This is a genomic window from Thermopolyspora sp. NPDC052614 (assembly GCF_040678635.1).
Taxonomy (GTDB): Bacteria; Actinomycetota; Actinomycetes; order Streptosporangiales; family Streptosporangiaceae; genus Thermopolyspora.
The window spans coordinates 162,842-180,276 of record NZ_JBFATZ010000002.1 but is presented as its reverse complement, the minus strand read 5'-3'; the positions used below and the strand labels follow the sequence as shown (position 1 = coordinate 180,276).

At 73.1% G+C, this 17,435-nt stretch carries 13 protein-coding genes; 3 read left to right on the top strand and 10 right to left on the bottom strand.

Annotated elements, in window-relative coordinates; genetic code table 11:
• The first annotated feature begins 22 nt into the window (after positions 1-22).
• Positions 23-1,045: a hypothetical protein gene (locus AB0K60_RS04320; RefSeq protein ID WP_364048450.1), complete on the top strand. Its 1,023-nt coding sequence runs from the start codon at positions 23-25 to the stop codon at positions 1,043-1,045.
• Between the two features lie 3 nt (positions 1,046-1,048).
• Here the strand turns inward: AB0K60_RS04320 and AB0K60_RS04315 are convergent, their stop codons facing one another.
• The 5 genes from AB0K60_RS04315 to AB0K60_RS04295 form a co-directional block, all read right to left on the bottom strand.
• Positions 1,049-2,164 carry a nitronate monooxygenase family protein gene (locus AB0K60_RS04315; RefSeq protein ID WP_364048448.1) on the bottom strand — a complete coding sequence of 372 codons (1,116 nt, stop codon included), beginning with the start codon at positions 2,162-2,164 and terminating at the stop codon, positions 1,049-1,051.
• Between the two features lie 150 nt (positions 2,165-2,314).
• The gene (locus AB0K60_RS04310) at positions 2,315-3,106 is read right to left on the bottom strand and encodes an SDR family NAD(P)-dependent oxidoreductase (protein WP_364048446.1); all 792 of its coding nucleotides are present in this window, start codon (positions 3,104-3,106) and stop codon (positions 2,315-2,317) included.
• A complete protein-coding gene (locus AB0K60_RS04305; RefSeq protein ID WP_364048444.1) occupies positions 3,103-4,458 on the bottom strand; it encodes an FAD-binding oxidoreductase in 1,356 nt (451 codons plus the stop codon). Before AB0K60_RS04305 ends, AB0K60_RS04310 begins: the two co-directional genes overlap by 4 nt.
• A gap of 76 nt (positions 4,459-4,534) precedes the next feature.
• Positions 4,535-5,410, bottom strand: a complete 876-nt coding sequence (locus AB0K60_RS04300) for a decaprenyl-phosphate phosphoribosyltransferase (RefSeq protein WP_364049276.1) — start codon at positions 5,408-5,410, stop codon at positions 4,535-4,537.
• 125 nt (positions 5,411-5,535) lie between these two features.
• Positions 5,536-6,474 carry a DUF3068 domain-containing protein gene (locus tag AB0K60_RS04295; RefSeq protein WP_364048442.1) on the bottom strand — a complete coding sequence of 313 codons (939 nt, stop codon included), beginning with the start codon at positions 6,472-6,474 and terminating at the stop codon, positions 5,536-5,538.
• A 119-nt stretch (positions 6,475-6,593) separates the two neighbouring features.
• Between AB0K60_RS04295 and AB0K60_RS04290 the strand changes: the two genes are divergently transcribed.
• Entirely contained in the window at positions 6,594-7,865 is a 1,272-nt protein-coding gene (locus AB0K60_RS04290) for an acyltransferase (RefSeq protein ID WP_364048440.1), read from the top strand.
• Here the strand turns inward: AB0K60_RS04290 and AB0K60_RS04285 are convergent.
• Positions 7,750-9,684 (bottom strand): hypothetical protein, encoded by a 1,935-nt coding sequence (locus AB0K60_RS04285; protein WP_364048438.1) that lies wholly within the window; start codon positions 9,682-9,684, stop codon positions 7,750-7,752. The two genes, AB0K60_RS04290 and AB0K60_RS04285, sit on opposite strands and share 116 nt — an antisense overlap.
• Before the next feature lie 142 nt (positions 9,685-9,826).
• Here AB0K60_RS04285 and AB0K60_RS04280 point away from each other — a divergent pair, with 142 nt between their 5' ends.
• On the top strand, positions 9,827-10,576 hold the full coding sequence (locus AB0K60_RS04280; protein ID WP_364048436.1) for a methyltransferase domain-containing protein: 750 nt from the start codon (positions 9,827-9,829) through the stop codon (positions 10,574-10,576).
• On the opposite strand, the gene AB0K60_RS04275 is transcribed toward AB0K60_RS04280, so the two are convergent.
• From AB0K60_RS04275 to AB0K60_RS04260, 4 genes are all read right to left on the bottom strand, one after another.
• A complete protein-coding gene (locus AB0K60_RS04275; protein WP_364048434.1) occupies positions 10,517-11,515 on the bottom strand; it encodes a DUF3068 domain-containing protein in 999 nt (332 codons plus the stop codon). The genes AB0K60_RS04280 and AB0K60_RS04275 overlap by 60 nt on opposite strands.
• Positions 11,512-15,744, bottom strand: coding sequence for an alpha-(1->3)-arabinofuranosyltransferase (locus AB0K60_RS04270; protein WP_364048432.1), 4,233 nt, complete (start codon positions 15,742-15,744; stop codon positions 11,512-11,514). The genes AB0K60_RS04275 and AB0K60_RS04270 overlap by 4 nt, the downstream gene beginning before the upstream one ends.
• A gap of 31 nt (positions 15,745-15,775) precedes the next feature.
• The gene (locus AB0K60_RS04265; protein ID WP_364049274.1) at positions 15,776-17,014 is read right to left on the bottom strand and encodes a glycosyltransferase family 4 protein; all 1,239 of its coding nucleotides are present in this window, start codon (positions 17,012-17,014) and stop codon (positions 15,776-15,778) included.
• Positions 17,015-17,261: 247 nt separating this feature from the next.
• Positions 17,262-17,393, bottom strand: coding sequence for a hypothetical protein (locus AB0K60_RS04260; RefSeq protein ID WP_364049313.1), 132 nt, complete (start codon positions 17,391-17,393; stop codon positions 17,262-17,264).
• Positions 17,394-17,435: the final 42 nt, after the last annotated feature.

Below are 17,435 nucleotides of genomic sequence, written 5' to 3'. Positions count from 1 at the left end.
ATGCGACCGGTCGGAGGGACGCATGAACCACGGACGGGCAAGTCGCTCCGCCGCCGTCATCGCGACCTTCGGCTTGGCCGTGGTCGGCGTATCCGCGCTGGCGCTGAGTCAGCTCTTCGGTCCAGGCGGAGCGACGACCGTGGTGACCGCGGACTCGACGATGGAACCTTCGGTGGGGCCGAAGCCACGTGTCTCCGATACGCCTCCGGGCAGCGCGGAGCCGGTGCTGGACAAGATCCTGACAATCCAGGATTCCCGTCATGTGCCGATGCCGCTCGACCCTTACCTGACCCCCATGGAGGGCATCAGGCTCATCGACCAGGCGCGGGACGTCGCGGTCGCACGGTGCATGAGGTCGCTCGGCTTCAAGGATTGGACCCCGGACACGATCCGCACATGGCGTGCCGAGGATTATCGGGAACACGACCTCTTCGAATACTTGGATCCGGAGGATTCCACACGATCGGGCTATCCCCGCGCCGCCGAGACGGCAGGAAGGTCGGAAACCGCCGAGTCAGCGCCCCGACACGAACCAACGGTTGAAGAAAGACAAGCATACGAGGGCTCTGTGGCGCGGACGGCGAGCGGCCGGTCCGTCCCGCAGGGCGGGTGCGCGGTGGTCGGGGACGCGGAGATTCGTAAGGATACGAGGGATCTACCCGCCGACCCCCGCAGCCTGGCGGTCTCGTCCCGTTCAAGCGCCTTGGGCGACAGCCGGGTGCGTGCCGCGATCGGGGCATGGCGCTCCTGCATGCAGCGGTCGGGCGTCACCGGCTACGACCATCCTGTTCCAGCGATGAACGATCCCCGATGGCAGTCGCGGGCGGCGGATGAACCCGCCTCGGCCGACGAGAAACGCGTGGCCGGCGCGGACGCCACGTGCCGTACGGAGACCAATCTCGTCGGCATCTACAAGACGGTCCGGTCCGCCTACGAGCAGCGGCTTCTGGAGCGGCACAAAGACAAGATCGAAGAGAGCAGGGAGATCTTCGACGTTTGGGTGGACAACGCTCGGCGGGTCATCGCGACCGGCGTCGAGGACTGAGCTCTAGTCGCCGGTGAGGCGGGTGAGACGGTCCATTGTTTCGATGTACTCCTCGACCATGGCGAAGATGACGTCGCGGGCGGGTTTGATCTGGTTCATCGTGCCGATGATCTGGCCGGCGGGGAAGGTGGTGAGTTCGGCGGACTCGCTGCGGCCGATGCGGCGCAGGGCGTCGGAGACGAGCATGAACTGCAGGGGCATGGGGAGGGTGCCGGGAGAGTCGGCGGATTCCCAGGCGTCGGTCCATGCGGTCTTGAGGAGGCGGGCGGGTTTGCCGGTCCAGGAGCGGGAGCGGACGGTATCGCGGGAGGTGGCGGCGAGGATGCGGTCGCGGGCGACGTTGGGGGTGTCGGCCTCTTCGACGGTGAGCCAGATGGAGCCGGTCCAGACGCCCTCGGCGCCGAGGGCCATGCCGGCGGCCATCTGACGGCCGGAGCCGATGCCTCCGGCGGCGAGTACGGGGACGTCCACGGCGTCGACGACCTGGGGGATGAGGACCATCGTGGAGATCTCGCCGGTGTGGCCGCCGGCCTCGGTGCCTTGGGCGACCACGACGTCGACGCCGACCTCGACCTGTTTGACGGCGTGGCGGGGGGTGGAGGCGAGGGCGGCGACCTTGACGCCGTGGACGTGGGCCTGTTCGACGATGTCGCGTGGGGGCGGGCCGAGGGCGTTGGCGAGCAGGGCGATCGGGTGGTTGAGCGCGGTCTCGACCTGGGGGCGGCCGGTGGCGTCGGTCCAGCCGAGCAGGAGGCGGCCGGGTTCGGCGTCGCTGGACAGCGGGGGGACGCCGTGCTTGGCCAGCAGGTCCTCGACGAATTTGCGGTGGCCTTCGGGGATCATCGCCTGGAGCTTGGCGAGCAGGTCGGCCGGGGAGTCCACGCCGAGGTCGGCTCCGGCGTACGAGGCGGGCATGACCACGTCGACGCCGTACGGCTTGCCGTCGACGTGTTCGTCGATCCACTTGAGCTCCATTTCGAGCTCTTCGGGGGTGAAGTAGAGGGCGCCGAGCACGCCCATGCCGCCCGCGCGGCTGACCGCGGCGACCACGTCCCGGCAGTGGCTGAACGCGAAGATCGGCAGCTCGATCCCGAACATCTCGGTGACACGTGTCCGCATGGCCCGACTGTACGACCGCGTCCGACAAAACTGCAACGTGTTCTAACTGGCCATATCCGGCCGATCACCGGATGGCCTTACCTACTGACAAGTAACACCGCCGGAGCGGTTGGTTGGAACACGTTCTAATTGGCTGGCGATTACGCTGCGTCACCGTTTCAGGCGGCGCCAGACGGTCTGCGGGAGCGCCCGCAGGGCGAGGGAGGCGAGGCGGAGCGCGGGCGGCGCCCAGACCACCCGCCTGCCCTCGCGCAGGCCCTCCACGACCGCCTTGGCGACGGCGTCCGGGGTGGTGGGCATCGGCCCGGTCGGTAGGTGGGCGGTCATCCGGCCGATCACGAAACCCGGCCTGACGATCATGACACGGGCGCCGGAATCGTGCAGCGAATCGCCCAATCCCTGGGCGAAGCCGTCGAGCCCGGCCTTCGCCGCCCCGTAGACGAAGTTGGCGCGGCGCACCCGTACGCCCGCCATCGACGACAGCACGATCAGCGTCCCGTGCCGCTGCTCGCGCAGGCGGCGGGCGGCGAAGAGGCCGGCCGACACGTGCCCGGCCAGGTTCACGGTGATCGACTCGGCCGCGGCGACCGGGTCCGCCTCGTAACGGGCCTGGTCGCCGAGCACGCCGAAGGCCGCGATGACCACGTCCAGGTCTCCGGCGAACTCCACGGCCGCGTCGATCACCGGGCCGTGGGTCTCGGGCCGCGTGGCGTCGAAGTCGAGCGGGAGTACGTCGGCGCCGAGCTTCCGCAGTCGTGCGACGGCGTCCTCGCGTCGGTTCGGGGCGGCGGGGTTCGCTCCGGCGTCGGCGCCTTCGGGGCGGGACGCCAGGACGACCTTGCGGGTGCCCGCGCGGACCAGGCGCTCCACGATGGCGAGGCCGATCTCGCTGCGCCCGCCGAGCAGCAGCACCGAGTCCACGGTCCCCAGGGCGTTTCTCACAGGTCGAGTCTCCTCGCGAGGTCGGAGCGGAAGAGGCCGTGCGGGTCCACCTTGTTCCGGATATTTCGCCATTCGTTCAGGCGGGGGTACATCGCCGGGAGCAACTCGGCCCGCATCCGGGAGTCCTTGGCCAGGTAGATCCGGCCGCCGGCCGCGGCGATCCACTCGTCGAGCTCGCGCAGCAGGGCGGCGAGGCCGGGGACGCCCGCCGGGATGTCCAGGGCCAGCGTCCAGCCCGGCATCGGGAACGACAGCGGGCCCGGCGTGCCCGCGCCGAAGCGCTTGAGCACGGTCAGGAACGACACCACGCCGTCGGCCGACAGCCGGGACACCACGCGCCGCAACGTGTCCTCCGCGCCGAACGGCACGGCGAACTGGTACTGCACGAAGCCGCGCGGCCCGTAGATCCGGTTCCAGTCGCGGACGAAGTCGAGGGGGTGGAAGAACGGGGCGATCGGCTGGATGAGCCCGTGGCGGCGGCGCGGGGCCTTGCCGTACCACACCTGGTTGAAGGCGCGGACGGTGAGCCGGTTGAGCAGACCGCCCGGCACGTACGGCGGAGCCGCCAGCCAGGCGGCCGGCGCGAAGTCCAGCCCGCGGCCCCCGCGCGGCAGATCCTCCCGGCGGGCGTGATCTGCGCGCGTGAGCACCCCTCGGCCCAGGCGCGCCCCGGTCGCGAGCAGGTCGATCCAGGCCACCGTGTACCGGTAGCGGTGGTCGGTGGCGGTCATCACCTCAAGCGTGTGGTCCAGGTCGCGGGTGCGCTCGATGTCGACGCGCATCCGGGAGGTCTCGATCGGCACGAGCCCGAACGTCGCCTCCGCGATCAGCCCGGTGAGCCCCATGCCGCCCACCGTGGCCCAGAACAGCTCGTCGCCTGGCGTCAGCACCCGCGCCCGGCCGTCGGCGGTGACGAGGGTGAGCGAGCGCAGGTGGGCGCCGAACGAGGAGTCCACGTGGTGGTTCTTGCCGTGCACGTCGGCGGCGATCGCGCCGCCCACCGTAACGTGCCTGGTCCCCGGGCTGACGGGGACGAACCAGCCGCGCGGCACGAGTGCGCGCATCAGCTCGTCGAGGCTCACGCCCGCCGTCGCGGTGACCTCCCCCGCCGCCTCGTCCAGCGACCAGCGCCGCTCGAGCGCCGTGCAGTCCACGACGACGCCGCCCGCGTTCTGCGCCGCGTCGCCGTACGAACGGCCGAGGCCCCGGGCGATCAGCCCGCGCGGCGGGGCCGCCGCGACGAGCGCGGACAAATCGGCGGCGTCGCGCGGGGAGACCAGGAGGGCGCGGGTGGGCGCGGTGCGGCCCCACCCGGTGAGCCGGGCGTCCCTCGGGCGGAGTCGTGTCTCCATTCCGTCCTCCTCCCGCCGTCGTGCCCTCATTCGCGCCACCGAGAGACTAGCCCTCCGTGCGGGTCACCAACGAAGATCACAAGTAGATCCCCGCCACCAGCAGGGCGACGAGGAGGGCCATGTAGATCTGGAGGGGGCGGTCGCGCAGGGCCAGTTCCTCCGGCTCCTCGCCGAGTCCGCGATCGACCAGCAGGTTGTGCCGCAGGACCACCAGGACGAAGGGGATGATGCTGACGCCGTAGAAGGCGTCGCCCTGGACCTGCAGCGCCCACATGCAATAGGTGACGATCATCGCGCCGGAGGCCATGGCGCGGACGTGGGCCAGATAGCTCGGCGTGTACGTCACCAGGGTCGCCCGCGTCGCCCCCGAGCCCCGGTCGCGGATCTCCGCCTCGCGCTTGCCGACGACAATCTGGAGGGATCCGAGCGAGACGACGACGAGGAACCAACTCGTCACCGGCACGTCCACCGCGACCGCCCCGGCGTACGCGCGGATGACGTGGCAGCCCGCCACGGCCACCAGATCGACGATCACCTCGTGTTTGAGCAGGTACGTGTACGCGAGGGTGAGCGCCAGGTATCCGGCGACCACCGCGGGCAGCCGCCAGTCCCCCGTCGCGGCGGCGAGCGCGGGAGCGGCGGCCATGAGCGCGACCGCGACCGCCCGCGCGGCGCGCACCGGCACGATCCCGGCCGCGATCGGACGCAGCCGCTTGCGCGGGTGCTCCCGATCCGCCTCGGCGTCGGCCGCGTCGTTGAGCAGGTAGCCGCCGCTCGCGGCCAGGCAGAAGGCGGCGAAGGCCACCAGCGTGTCCCGCAGCCCGTCCGGCGTCGTGAGCACCCCGGCGGCGGCCGGCGCGGCGAACACCAGGAGGTTCTTCAGCCACTGCCGGGGGCGAAGCGCGCGGATCAGCCCGCGCGGCCGACGCGCCGTATCCGGCGCGGTCGCCACATCTCGCCCGGACGATGCGACGGGATCCAGGCCGGTCGGCGCCCCCGCCGACTCGGTGCTCGCCGTACCCGGCGCGGTCGTCTCACCCCTGGCAGACGACTGCGGAAGGCCGGTACGGCGAGCCGTCACGAGTCGGCTGCGTGCCGTGCCGACCGCCCGCCCCGCAGCGCGAACAGCACCCCGGCGGCGAGCAGCACCACGCCGACGACGAGCAGCACGAGCGGAATGGTGGTCTTCAGCAGGGTGATCTGGTTCCTGGCGTTGGTCGCCGTCCGCACCCACTCGTCCACCGCCTCGGGCGTGTACGTGGCCGTGGCCACCAGCGCGGGCTTGCGCTCGACGCCGTCCTGGGTCTTGAGCACCTCGTGCCGCTGCTGCTCCTGCTTGACCGGGACGCCGCTGGTCGGCTCCACCCAGAAGGTGATCTTGCCGTCGTACCAGCGGTCCACCTTCACGTCGCCGGTCTTGTCCTTGACGCCGACGACCGAGGCGGGCGCGGTGATCGTCTGGGTCTTGGTGGGCGGGATGACCTGCTCATACTTGTGCACCGGCAGACCCTCGACGACGTCCTCGCCGACGAAGCGGGCGTCGAACGCCTTGGCCGTGACGGAGTTGAAGACCTTGTAGGTCTTCTTCTCGGCGTTGAACGGGAACAGGAAGATCTGCCCGTCCAGCGCCACCGGCTCCTTGTCGACGTTGACCCCGCAGCAGTTCAGCCCCTCCCCGGTGTACTTGTTGAAGGCGCTGCGGAACTGCGACATCGAGATGCCCTGCTTGTTGTTGGTGACGTCGTTCACCGCGGTGAACTGGTCCCAGACGACCCGGTCGCCGCTGGCCTGCTCCACGTCCCCCTTGACGGTGACCGTGATGTCCAGGGTGCCGTCGAGCACCTTGAGGTCCCCGACGTTGAAATATCGCGCGTTGTCCGCCCGGAGCGTGGTGACGCTGTACTGGTCCGCGGGCGCGGCGATCAACCTGTCGGCGACCTGGAATCGCAGCAGTGGGGCCAAGGCGATCAGGAACGCCCCGGCTCCTACGAGCACGAACCCGATGACGCGGCCCATCGCTCCTCCTGGAGGGGTAGGGGTTTGCGGTGGCGAACTGTCTCGAGCACCCTGAAACAAGATTTCATTTCGGGATATGTTAGTACGGAGAGTGACGGCCGTCACGAGGGACATGGAAATTGACCGAAACAGGTTCTACATTAGCCGCGCGCTCTCGCCCCCTCCCCGACGGGGGCCATCTCGACGCGCTCGACGGCGTGCGGGCGATCGCCGCGTTCGCCGTGCTGACCTTCCATGTCGCCATCGAATCCGCCGCCGCCCTGCGGGACGGCTTCTTCAGCTCGCTGCTCGCCCGCGGCGACATCGCCGTGCCGATCTTCTTCGCGCTGTCGGGGCTGCTGCTCTACCGCCCGTACGCCAGGGCCGCGCTGACCGGCGAGCCCCGCCCGGACACCCGCCGCTACCTGATCAAGCGGGCGCTGCGCATCCTGCCCGCGTACTGGCTGGTCGTGGCGGTCGCCCTGACGCTGTGGTCGCGCGAGCACCTCGGCGACCCCGCCACCTGGCTGCAACTGCTGTTCCTCGCCCAGACGTACGAGCTGGACCCGTGGTGGGTCGGCCTCGGCCCCAAGGGCCTGGCGCAGATGTGGAGCCTGTGCGTGGAGGCCGCGTTCTACCTGCTGCTTCCGCTGCTCGCCGCCGGTCTGGCGGCGTTCGCCCGGCGCGGCGGCGACGATCCGGGACGCCGCGCCAGGCGCCTGCTGCTCGGCCTGGCCGCGCTCGCGGCGGTCTCGCCGCTGTGGACGATCCTCGGCCACTACCCCGTCTACCTGCCGAACCTCAACAGCTGGCTGCCGCGCTCCCTGGTCTTCTTCGCCCTCGGCATGGCGCTCGCCGTGGTGACCGTGTGGGCACACGCCGACCCCGACCCGGCGAACCCGGCCCGCCGCCTGGTCCGCTCGGTCAACTCCTCGCCGGGCACGCTGTGGTCGGTCGCGGCGCTGGCGTACGTGGTCGCCGCCTCCCCGGTGACCGGGCCCCGGTTCACCGGCGTGGAGGGGGTGTGGGCGGGGCTGTTCGAGCTGGTCCTCTACACGATCACGGCCGCCGGCCTGCTGGCCCCGGCCGCGCTGCTGTCGCGCCCCGGCGCGCTGGTGGGCCGGCTGCTCGGCAACCGGGCGATGCGATTCCTCGGCCGGATCTCCTACGGCGTGTTCCTGTGGCAGTTCGTGGCCCTGTACGCCTGGTACCAGTTCACCGGACAGCGCCCGTTCACCGGCAACTTCCCGATCAACCTCGTGGCCGTGGCCACGATCACGATCGTGCTCGCCGTACTCACCCATCGGTACGTCGAGGAGCCGGCTCGCCGCCTCGCCCGTCCGGCCCGCCGGGCTCCCGCCCGGCCTGCGGCGGCGGCTGCGGAATCGCCGCCCCGTACGCGAACCCCCTGAGGCACACGCCCGCCGAGGGGTCGTCGACGCGCATGAGCAGGCCCTTGCCCGTCGCCGGGATCGGGAAGTGCACCAGCCCGTCCCGCGTCGGCCTGAGCTCGACCTGCTGGACCCGACCGGCCACCTCGAACGTGACCGACGTGGCCCGGGCGGCGGAGTAGGCGAGCCCGGCCACCATGTCGGGACGGGCGACGAACCGCGGCTCGGGCCAGTAGACGGCCCCGTCGATCGTGGAGAGGCACCACTCCCCCGGCGGGGGCACCCGGGCGAACCCGGCGTCCACGGCGGCGGGGACGAGCCGCCCCGCGTCGTCGAACACCTTCGCCGCCTCCGACGGCGGCGGCACCCGCATCCGGGCCCGCAGCGCCGGGTCGGCGAGCGGGGCGAGCACCCGGTGGCTGAGCCGCCGCTCGCCGTTCCACGGCAGCACCAGCCAGTCCGGCACCGCCCGCGAGAAGATCACGGTGTCGGCGGGCGCGGCGGCGAGCGACCGGCGTACGGCGTCGAGGTAGGACCGTTGGCGATCCCCCTGCAGCGTGTCGCGGAACCCCTCGGCCGACACCACCGACATGGTCAGGAAGGCACCGATCGCCAGCACGGCCGCCCCCGCGCGCAGGGGCGCTCGCGGCGGGGTCCGGCGGTACGGCTCGGCCTCGTCTCGCAGCCCGGTTAGGGCGAGCGCCAGGCACACCGCGAACACCACCGCCGCGTCGGCCACGTACCGCGCCTCGGCGCCCAGCGTCCCGAAGCTGGCCCCCCGCGCGACCACCGTGGGCGCGGCGTCGGCGAACACCAGGTAGAGCGCGACGATCAGCCAGGCCCGCGCCGCCCGCCGACGCCACCACAGCGTCGCGAGCACCAGCGCCGCGAGCGCCGCCCACGCGCCCGCCACCAGCGCCGCGGGCGGGTCGGACATGCCCCCGGTGGGCGGCCCGGCGGCCCACCGCAGCGGCCCGCCCACGATCCCGGCGGGGAACGTACGGCCCAGCAGCCCGCCGACCAGTTCCGCGCTCACGTCCGGCCTGGGCACCGAGGCGCCCTCCCCCTGGGCGGAGGGCAGCCGGAACAGGTACAGCGCCGCGTACCCGGCGATCAGCAGCGCGTGGCCGCCCCAGAGCCGCGGGTGCCCGCGGGCCTCCGCCAGCATCGCGCGGACCCACCCGATGCGCCGCCACTCGGGCCGCAGGAACGCCGTCGTCACCGCGAACAGTACGAACGGGATGAACACTCCCTTGGTGCTGAACGCCATCCCGAACACGGCCCACCAGATCCCCGCGCGCCCGGTTGCCTCGCCCCTGGCGTACCGGACCTGGGCCGCAAGCGCCCCGGCCAGGGCGAGCTGCAGCGGGACGCCGTTGAGCGCCGCCGACCACCAGCTGAACGGCGGGAGGGTGAGCGGCGTGAACGCGTACACCGCGAGCGGGATCAGGATGACCCACCGGTCCCCGAACAGCGACCGCAGCAGGCGCAGCAGGAGCACCGCCGCCAGCGCCTGCGTCGCGAGCGTGACGCCGGCGACCAGCGGCCAGTGGTAGGCCGCGATCCTGGACTCCACCCAGGTCAGCGTCAGCGCGCCGGGCATCAGGTGGCCCTTGTGGATGCGGAAGAGGAAGTCGAAGGTGAGCTCGTGCTCGTACGCGTCGCCGACGAACAGCAGGTCGTCCTCGACGAAGTACGCGGCGCTGAGGATCGGCAGCCGCAGCCCGAGCGAGGCGGCGATCAGCGCGAGCCCGGCGAGCAGCACCGGGTTCGGACGCCTGATGAGGCGGCGCGGGGAGGCGGTGCGATCAGGCTGGCCGAGCTCGGCGGTGGCGGCCACCGGTCCCTCCTCTCCCGGGTGTGCTACCCATGAGTAACGAAACGATAGGAGCGCCGCGAAACAGGCGCAACAAGGGTGTTACGCTCCCCTGCACGCCCCGCGCACGCCCTCCTCCGGGCCTGGCACGCGAACAGGAGCAGCCGTGCAGATCCCCGACGCGACCGGGCCGTTCCGCGCCACCCTCGGCCGCTCGGTCCGCCTGCTGTCGGCCTTCCGCAAGGAGCAGACCGACCCGGACTTCTTCTACGGCCTGCTCGCCCGCGACACCGTCGCCCAGCTCGCCACGTACGCGGATCTGCCCGGCGCGCTCGTGTGCGACGTCGGCGGCGGCCCCGGCTACTTCACCGACGTGCTGCGGGAGCGCGGCGCGCGGACGATCTGCGTGGACTGCGACGCCGGGGAGATGATGGCGCGCGACGGCGCGGCCCCCGAGGGCGCGGTGCTCGGCAGCGCGCTCGAACTGCCGCTGCGCGACGCCGCCGTGGACGTCTGCTTCTCCTCCAACGTGCTGGAACACGTGCCCGACCCGTGGCGCATGGCCGAGGAGATGGTCCGCGTCACCCGCCCGGGCGGGATCGTCTACCTGTCGTTCACGAACTGGCTGTCGCCGTGGGGCGGGCACGAGACCTCGCCCTGGCACTACCTGGGCGGCCATCGGGCCGCCGCCCGCTACACGCGCCGGTACGGCCGCCGCCCCAAGAACGTGTACGGCGAGAGCCTCTACCCGGTGTCGGTCGCCGCCGCGCTGCGCTGGGCGCGCCGCAGCGCCGGGACCGAGCTGATCGACGCCCGGCCCCGCTACCACCCGCGCTGGGCGACGGCGGTGGTCCACCTACCCGGCCTGCGCGAGATCGTGACCTGGAACCTGCTGCTGGTCCTGCGCCGCCGCTGACGAGCGCGTCCGGCGCCGCGTCCGCCGTTCCGCCCACCAGGCGAACGCGGCGACGAGCAGCGCCAGGGCCAGGCACACCACCGGCAGCACGTCCCGGACGAGGATGACCCAGGTGCGAAAGCCGCGCGCCTCGGCCACCTGGATCTGTTCGTCGAGCGGGTCGGTGACGAGGTCGGCCCGGAGGGCGACCAGGCGGTCCACCTGGTCGGCGGTGCGCAGGGTGTCGGTGCGCTGCTCGCGCACCCGCACCGGCAGGCCGCTCTCCGGCTCCACCCACAACGTCCGCTTAATCCGGATATATCGGGACACGTCCACGAAGGCGGGGGTGCCCTTGGCGTGCGGCAGGCCGAGCGCCTCGGGGGTGAACACGTCGGGCAGGTCCTCCGCCTTCGCCGGGCCGGCCGCGTAGGAGTAGCGGTAGACCGGCAGGCCCTCGATGGTCTCCTCGCCCTCGAACCGCAGCGGCACCTGGCGGCGCAGCACCGGATCGTAGATCGGGTACTCGCGCGGCTCGGCGGCGAACGGCAGCCGGAAGGCCAGGCCGCTCTGCCGGGCGCGCGGATCGTCGTCCACGTACGGCTCGCAGCAGTCAACGATCATCCCGGTACGCCGGTCGAAGGCCGTCCGCCGCTCGTGATAGTCGATGCGCTGCCCGAACGCCGTCTCCAGGGTGGCGAACTCCACCCACACGGCCGTGCGCTCGTCGCCCGCCGCCGCGTCGCCGTACAGGCTGATCGTGGCCGTCACCGGCACGCGGTCGCGCACCCGCAGCGTCGCGGTGTCCAGGTAGCTCGCGGCGGACGCGACCAGATGCTGGGTGCGCCGCTGCTCAAGCGGCAGGATCAGCGCGTTTCCGTACACGTAGGACCGCAGCAGCACGGCCATGGTGACCAGGAACGCCACCGCGACCAGCAGCCCCGTCCGCGCCGTCCGCGTCACCGCGCCGCCTCGGCGAGGGCGTCCGACGACACGCCCGAGCCCGCCGACTCGGCCCGGTCCGCGACGCGCGGCGCGGACGGCGAGGGCCGGTCGGCGGCCACGGCGACGACCAGCCGCGCCACCACCAGCAGGCACAGCACCTGCGGCACCGCGTCGGCCGCCAGATCGGCCGCCAGATCGGCCACAGCGCCGTCCGCCGCGCCGACGGCGGCGCCGATCGCCGCCGCGAGCCCGGCGAGGCCGAGCAGCACCGCGGGCGTCCACTCCGACAGCAGCGCGCGGGCGGCGCGGTGCAGCCGGCTGTCGTCCGGCGCGTGCTGGGCGGTGGCCACGCGCCGCAGCCACAGGAAGACGACCGCGGCGCCGGTGGTGATCGCCGCCCCGGCCGCTCCGCCGATCCACAGCCCGAGCAGCGGCGCGGCGGGCCACACCCACCGGGCGCGCACCCACGCCGCGTGCACCCGGCGGAGGCCGCGCCGCAGCCGCGACGGCACGAGGACGAGCACGACGACGGCGAGGGCGAGCCCGAACCCGCCGAGCAGCGCGGTCCGGTAGGAGGGGTCGGGCGCGTACCGCAGCACGACGGTCCCGGAGGCCCCGGCGGGCAGCATCCACGCCTGCCGCCACCCGTCCAGCCGCACCGGGGTGAGCCGCGTCCCGCCCAGGCGGGCCTCCCAGCCGACGTTGAAGTTCTCGTTGACGACCAGGTACGAGCGCGCGGTGGCCGACACGTGGAGCCGCCGCTCCTCGGGGGCCCAGGATTCGACGGACGCCGGGACCGCCCGCGCGCTCGCCGCCGTCGTCGTCGCGTCGTCCCGCCGCAGCACCACCGACTTGACGCGGAACGGGTCGGTGGGGGCGACGGTCACCCGGGCCGGGCCGGCGGCGAGCCGTACGGGACCGCAGGCGGCGTAGGCGAGCGGGCGGCCGTTGAGCACGTCGTCGAGCCTGCCGCCGGTGATCCGGGTCTGCACCGCGTGCCCGTCGACGACGAGCGTCGGCCCGAACCCGCACGGCAGGCGGACCGGGAAGCCGGTCAGGGACCGCACCGGGTCCACGCCGGGAATGGTGATCTCGGCGACCTCGACGGCGCGGGACGCGGCGGCGGCGAACTCGATCCGGAGCTTGCGCGCCCGCGTCTCGGGGAACGTGATCCACCCGTCGCCGCCGACCCACGCCTGCACGGCGTGGGTGTCGGTGCGGACGGTCACCTTGACCGGCGGATTGCCCAGGTGGGAGTCCGGGAACAGCACCCGGATCCCGGAGATCCGCTGCTTTCTCCCCAGATCGACGTCGAGGGCGGGCCGCCGGTCGTGGGGCAGGGCGTACCAGATCGTGCGCGGGTCGCCGTCCATCGCCGCCCGGCCCAGCACCGCCGGATGGTCGGTGGCCGTGGACGACGCGGTGACCTGCGGATACACCTTCGGCAGCGTGGTCAGCTCGGCCGCGAAACCGGGGTCGGTGAGCACCGCGCGGCCGGTCACGGTGCGCGTCTCGTCCCGCGCCGCCTCGAACATGCGGTCGAAACCGTACCCGTCCTCGCCGAGGATCTCCAGCGTCTGCGAGCAGGTCCACGCCGCCGAGCCGCGCATGCACGCCGGGGCGCTCCCCTGCTCGGTGAGGACCACGGCCCCCGGCGACGACCCCGACGGGCCGGGCACGTCGATCGTCCGCCCCGGACGCACCCCCGGGATCGTCACCTCGGTGATGCCGACCCGGTCGCCGAAGGCGTTCCCGGGCTCGTGGGCGAGTTTGGTGACGCGGATGCGCAGCCGGCGCGTCGGCCCGTCGGGCAGCTCCACCGGCTGCGGGTCGGCGGTCGGCCGCACCGCCGCCCGGCGGGTCCCGGCGTCGGTCTCCACGGCGACCTCCGCCACCGGCGGCCCGATCACGCCCTGCTCGAAGGCGACCATGATCCGCGGCACCCGCAGCGGCGCGGTGAACCGCACCTCCAGCCACTCGCCGAGCGCGCCGTTCCACCCGTCGGAGCGCCAGCTCGTGCGCGGGTCCCCGTCGAAGGCCGCGTACGGCTGCCGCCCCGGGTCGCGCCGCGCCGCCGACGCCGTGACGCCGGCGTCGGAGGAGGAGGCGGCGATGCCGGCCACGCCGAGATGGCGGGCCGTGGCCGCGAACCCCGCCCACGCCGGATCGAGCAGGTCGGTGACCTTCTCCCGCTCGCTCTCCTCGTCGGTGAGGGTCCCGCTCGTGCTTCGGCGTACGTCGCCGAACACCAGGTGACGCCGCCGCAGCGTGTCGGTGACCACGGTGTCGGCGTCGGGGATCGCCGAGGCGCCCGGCTCGTCGCCGAGCAGCACGGGCGCGTCGCCATCGAGCAGCCCGTTCTCCGCCATGGCGAGCACCCCCTCGGGCGCGCCGGTCGCCCGCACCGTCGGGTCGGCGGGCACCACGGAGGCGAGCGGCGCCGGATCGGGCACCTCGTACACCTCCAGCGCCCGGTACGGCTGGTCGAACCAGCCCGACGCGATCCCGCTGGACGCATCGCCGACGAGCGGCCCGAACTCGGCGACGCGCCGCAGCCCGGTCGAGTCGTCGAGCGCCTGGTGCACCCGCGCCGGCCACGCCGTGCCGATCGTGTCGCGGGCCAGGTCGTTGCGCACCAGCAGGTACTTCACCCCGATGCGGCGCAGCGTCAGCGTCAGCCCCTCCGAGCCGATCCCGTTGCCGAACCGCTCGTCGATCGTCTGCAGCAGCCGGGCGAGCCCGGCCGACCCCCACGGCACGTTGGAGTGGTTGGCCCAGCGCACGGTCAGCAGCATCTGCATCGGCTCGTCCAGCGGCCGCCCCCACTGGTACTCGCCGCGCTTGGACCCCGGAATCGCCAGCACCATCCCCTGGCCGGTCTCCCTGTTCAGCCAGTTCGCCGCGTCCCGCCAGTACGACGGCAGGTCGGCGAACGACCCCGGCGGCGTCACCCCGGCCGTCGCGACCGGCACCGCCGACAGCACGGCCACCCCCGCGCTCAGCGCCGCCACCCGCAGCCGGACCCCGCTCGGCCGCGCCATCGGCAGCGCCGCCAGCCCCAGCGCGAGCGGCAGCCGGATCAGCGCGTCGAACTTGTGCAGGTTCCGGAAGGGCGCGAGCGGCCCGTCGAACGCCGCCCGCACCTGCTCGGCCCACGGGAACGCGAGCGCGTCGGCGTGCCCGGCCGTCACGATCACCACACCGACCAGCGCGCTCACCGTCAGGAACGTGCGCTCGGGCGTGCCGCGCCGCACCAGCCCCGCCACCCCGAGCGCCGCCACGGCGGCGGTGACCGCGATCAGCCACGGCCGGGTGGCCTGCTCGTACGCGGCCGGCAGCCACGCCCTGCCGTCCACCGGCAGGAAGGACAGCCAGCCCGACGTGCCGCGCAGGGCGTTGAACAGCGAGGTCACGCTCGTGGTCGCATCGGCCGTCTCGATGAACGGCAGGAAGGAGAAGATGTACCGGCCGAGCAGCAGCAGCGGCACCAGCCACCACATCGACACGGCGGCCACGCACGCGAGCCACCAGGCGAGCAGCGCCCACGTGCGCCGCCCGCGCGAGCGGGTGAGCAGGTAGAGGCCGGGGACCACGAGCACGGCCAGCTCGGCGGCGGCGTTGATCCCCCCGGCGAACAGGAACGCCACCGCGGACAGGGCGGCGGCGCGGCGCGGGCTGATCGCCTCCCGCGTGCCGTACACCAGCGGCAGCAGGACCCACGGCAGCACCGCGCTCGGCTGGAACTCCGAGGAGTTGACGCCGATCAGCGCCAGCGCGTGCGGGGCGAGCGCGTACCCGAGACCGGCGAGGATGCGGCAGTTCGGCGAGCCGATCCGCAGCGCGCGGGCGAGTCGTTCGACGCCGAGGAACGCGGCGCACAGCACGAGCGTCATCCACAGCCGTTGGATCGTCCACGGCGGCATGTCGAGCCCGCGCAGCACCGCGTAGAACGGTCCCATCGGGAACAGGTAGCCGTAAGCCTGATTCTGGAGGTGCCCGAAATAGGCGTCATCCCACAGGTGCGCGGCCCGGCCGAGGAAGCCCAGCGGGTTCACCGCCATGTCGACCTTGGTCTCGGAGATCACGTTGCCGGGCGCGGTGTGGAAGGCGATCGCGCCGAGGAGCAGGCACCCCGCCAGCAGGCGGAGCCGGTGCCGGAGGTCGCCGGGGCGGTCCTCCCCGGTCCGGCCGGCCGCCAGGGGACGGAACCAGGCGGCCAGGGAGGGGGCGATGGTCGCGAAGGTCACGGCGCGCTCTCTGCGGGGGTCAGGAGCATTCTCAGGTGATTTCGGTCTCGCGGGGGGCGAGGTGGAACCGTGCTGGCCGACGATATCCGCTCTTATCCAGCTCAGCGGCTATCAGCGCGGTCATCCTAGCGCCGGTGCGGCCCCAGGTGAACTCCCCCGCCCACGCTCGGCATGCCTGTTGTATCTCGGCCCGCCGTACGGGGTCGTCGAGCTCCTTCAGGGCGCGGGCGACGACGTCGGCCAGGCGCTCGCCGTCGCGGACGAGCCAGCCGGTCTCGCCGTGCCGTACCGAGTCGCGCAGCCCCGCCACGTCGTAGGCGACGGTGGGGACGCCGAGCGCGGCGGCCTCGATGACGGTGAGGCCCCAGCCCTCGAACTCCGAGGCGGTCACGTTGAGCCGGGCCGCGCCGAGCACCGCGTTCTTGTCCGCCTCGGCGAGGAAGCCGTGCAGCCGTACCCGGTCGGCCACGCCCAGCTCCCGCGCCCGCGCGGCGAGCCGCCGCCGCTCCGGGCCGCGCCCGATGACGTGCACGCGCAGCCCCGGCCACGTGCCGGCGAGCTCGTCGGCCAGCTCCACGACGCGCTCGACCCGCTTGTGGCCGACGAGCCGGCCGAGGTAGGCGATCGCCGGGTCGCCCGCGGGCTCGCCGTAGCCGTGCCCCACCGGCCGGACGGCGGGGCTGCCGTTGGGGATGACCAGGATGGGCGCCTTCCACCGCAGCCGCTCGCGCAGCTCCTGGCGGGACGACTCCGACACGGTCACGGTGGTGCGGCGCCGGTACAGCAGCCGGGCCACCGGTCCTTCGATGAAGCAGCCGAGCCTGGCGATCCAGGGCGGGAAGAACGCGTGGAACTGCCGGTCGTGCACGTGGTGCACGAGCGAGATCACGGGGGTACGGCGGCGCACGACCAGCGGGGCGAAGAACGGGATGCCGTTCATGCAGTCGATCACGATGTCGAAGCGGCGGCGACGCAGCAGCAACCACAGCGGGACCAGCAGGTAGACCAGGTAGCGGTTGCCCATGCGGCGCAGCTCGACGCCGTCGCGGCGTTCGGCGCGGCGCTGGCCGGGCTCGCGGCTGGTGGCGAAGGTGACCGAGGCGCCCTGGGCGATGAGGTGGCGGCAGACCTGCCAGGCGTACTGCTCGGCGCCGCCGGCCGCCGACTGGAGGGGCTCGCGGAAGTTCAGCAGGGCGACCCGGACGCCCGCGAGGACCGGCTCGGGCGCGGGGTGGTGGGGCGGCGGGCTCACGGGGCTCGGCCGGCCCAGAGGGCTCGGCGGGTCCAGAGGGCTGGGCGAGCTCGGCGGGTCAGGAGGGCCGGGGAGGCGCAGCCCTCCTTCCGCGTATGGTGGGGCCACGTCGTCTCCTTCTCCCCTGCTGCCATCGGACAATGACCCCCGGGACCCCCCGGCCCTTTCGGGCCCGCTTCGGGCATGGCTCACGCCAGGCTCCGTGCTCACTGCTCTCTTCGGTGCGCGAACGGCGATCACCGGACTCGGATCAACCGCTCACCGATCACCTGGAGCCGTAGTTGTACAGCGGCCGGTTCGGCGGCTCCGGACTGGGCGCGGCGACGTTGACGACCGCCACCGAGGCGCCGACCGCCATCACCGCCCCGACGATCAGCGCCGCCAGGACTCGCACCAACGGGCTTCTCCCTTCTAGTGCGTACGCCTAGATCCACCGACA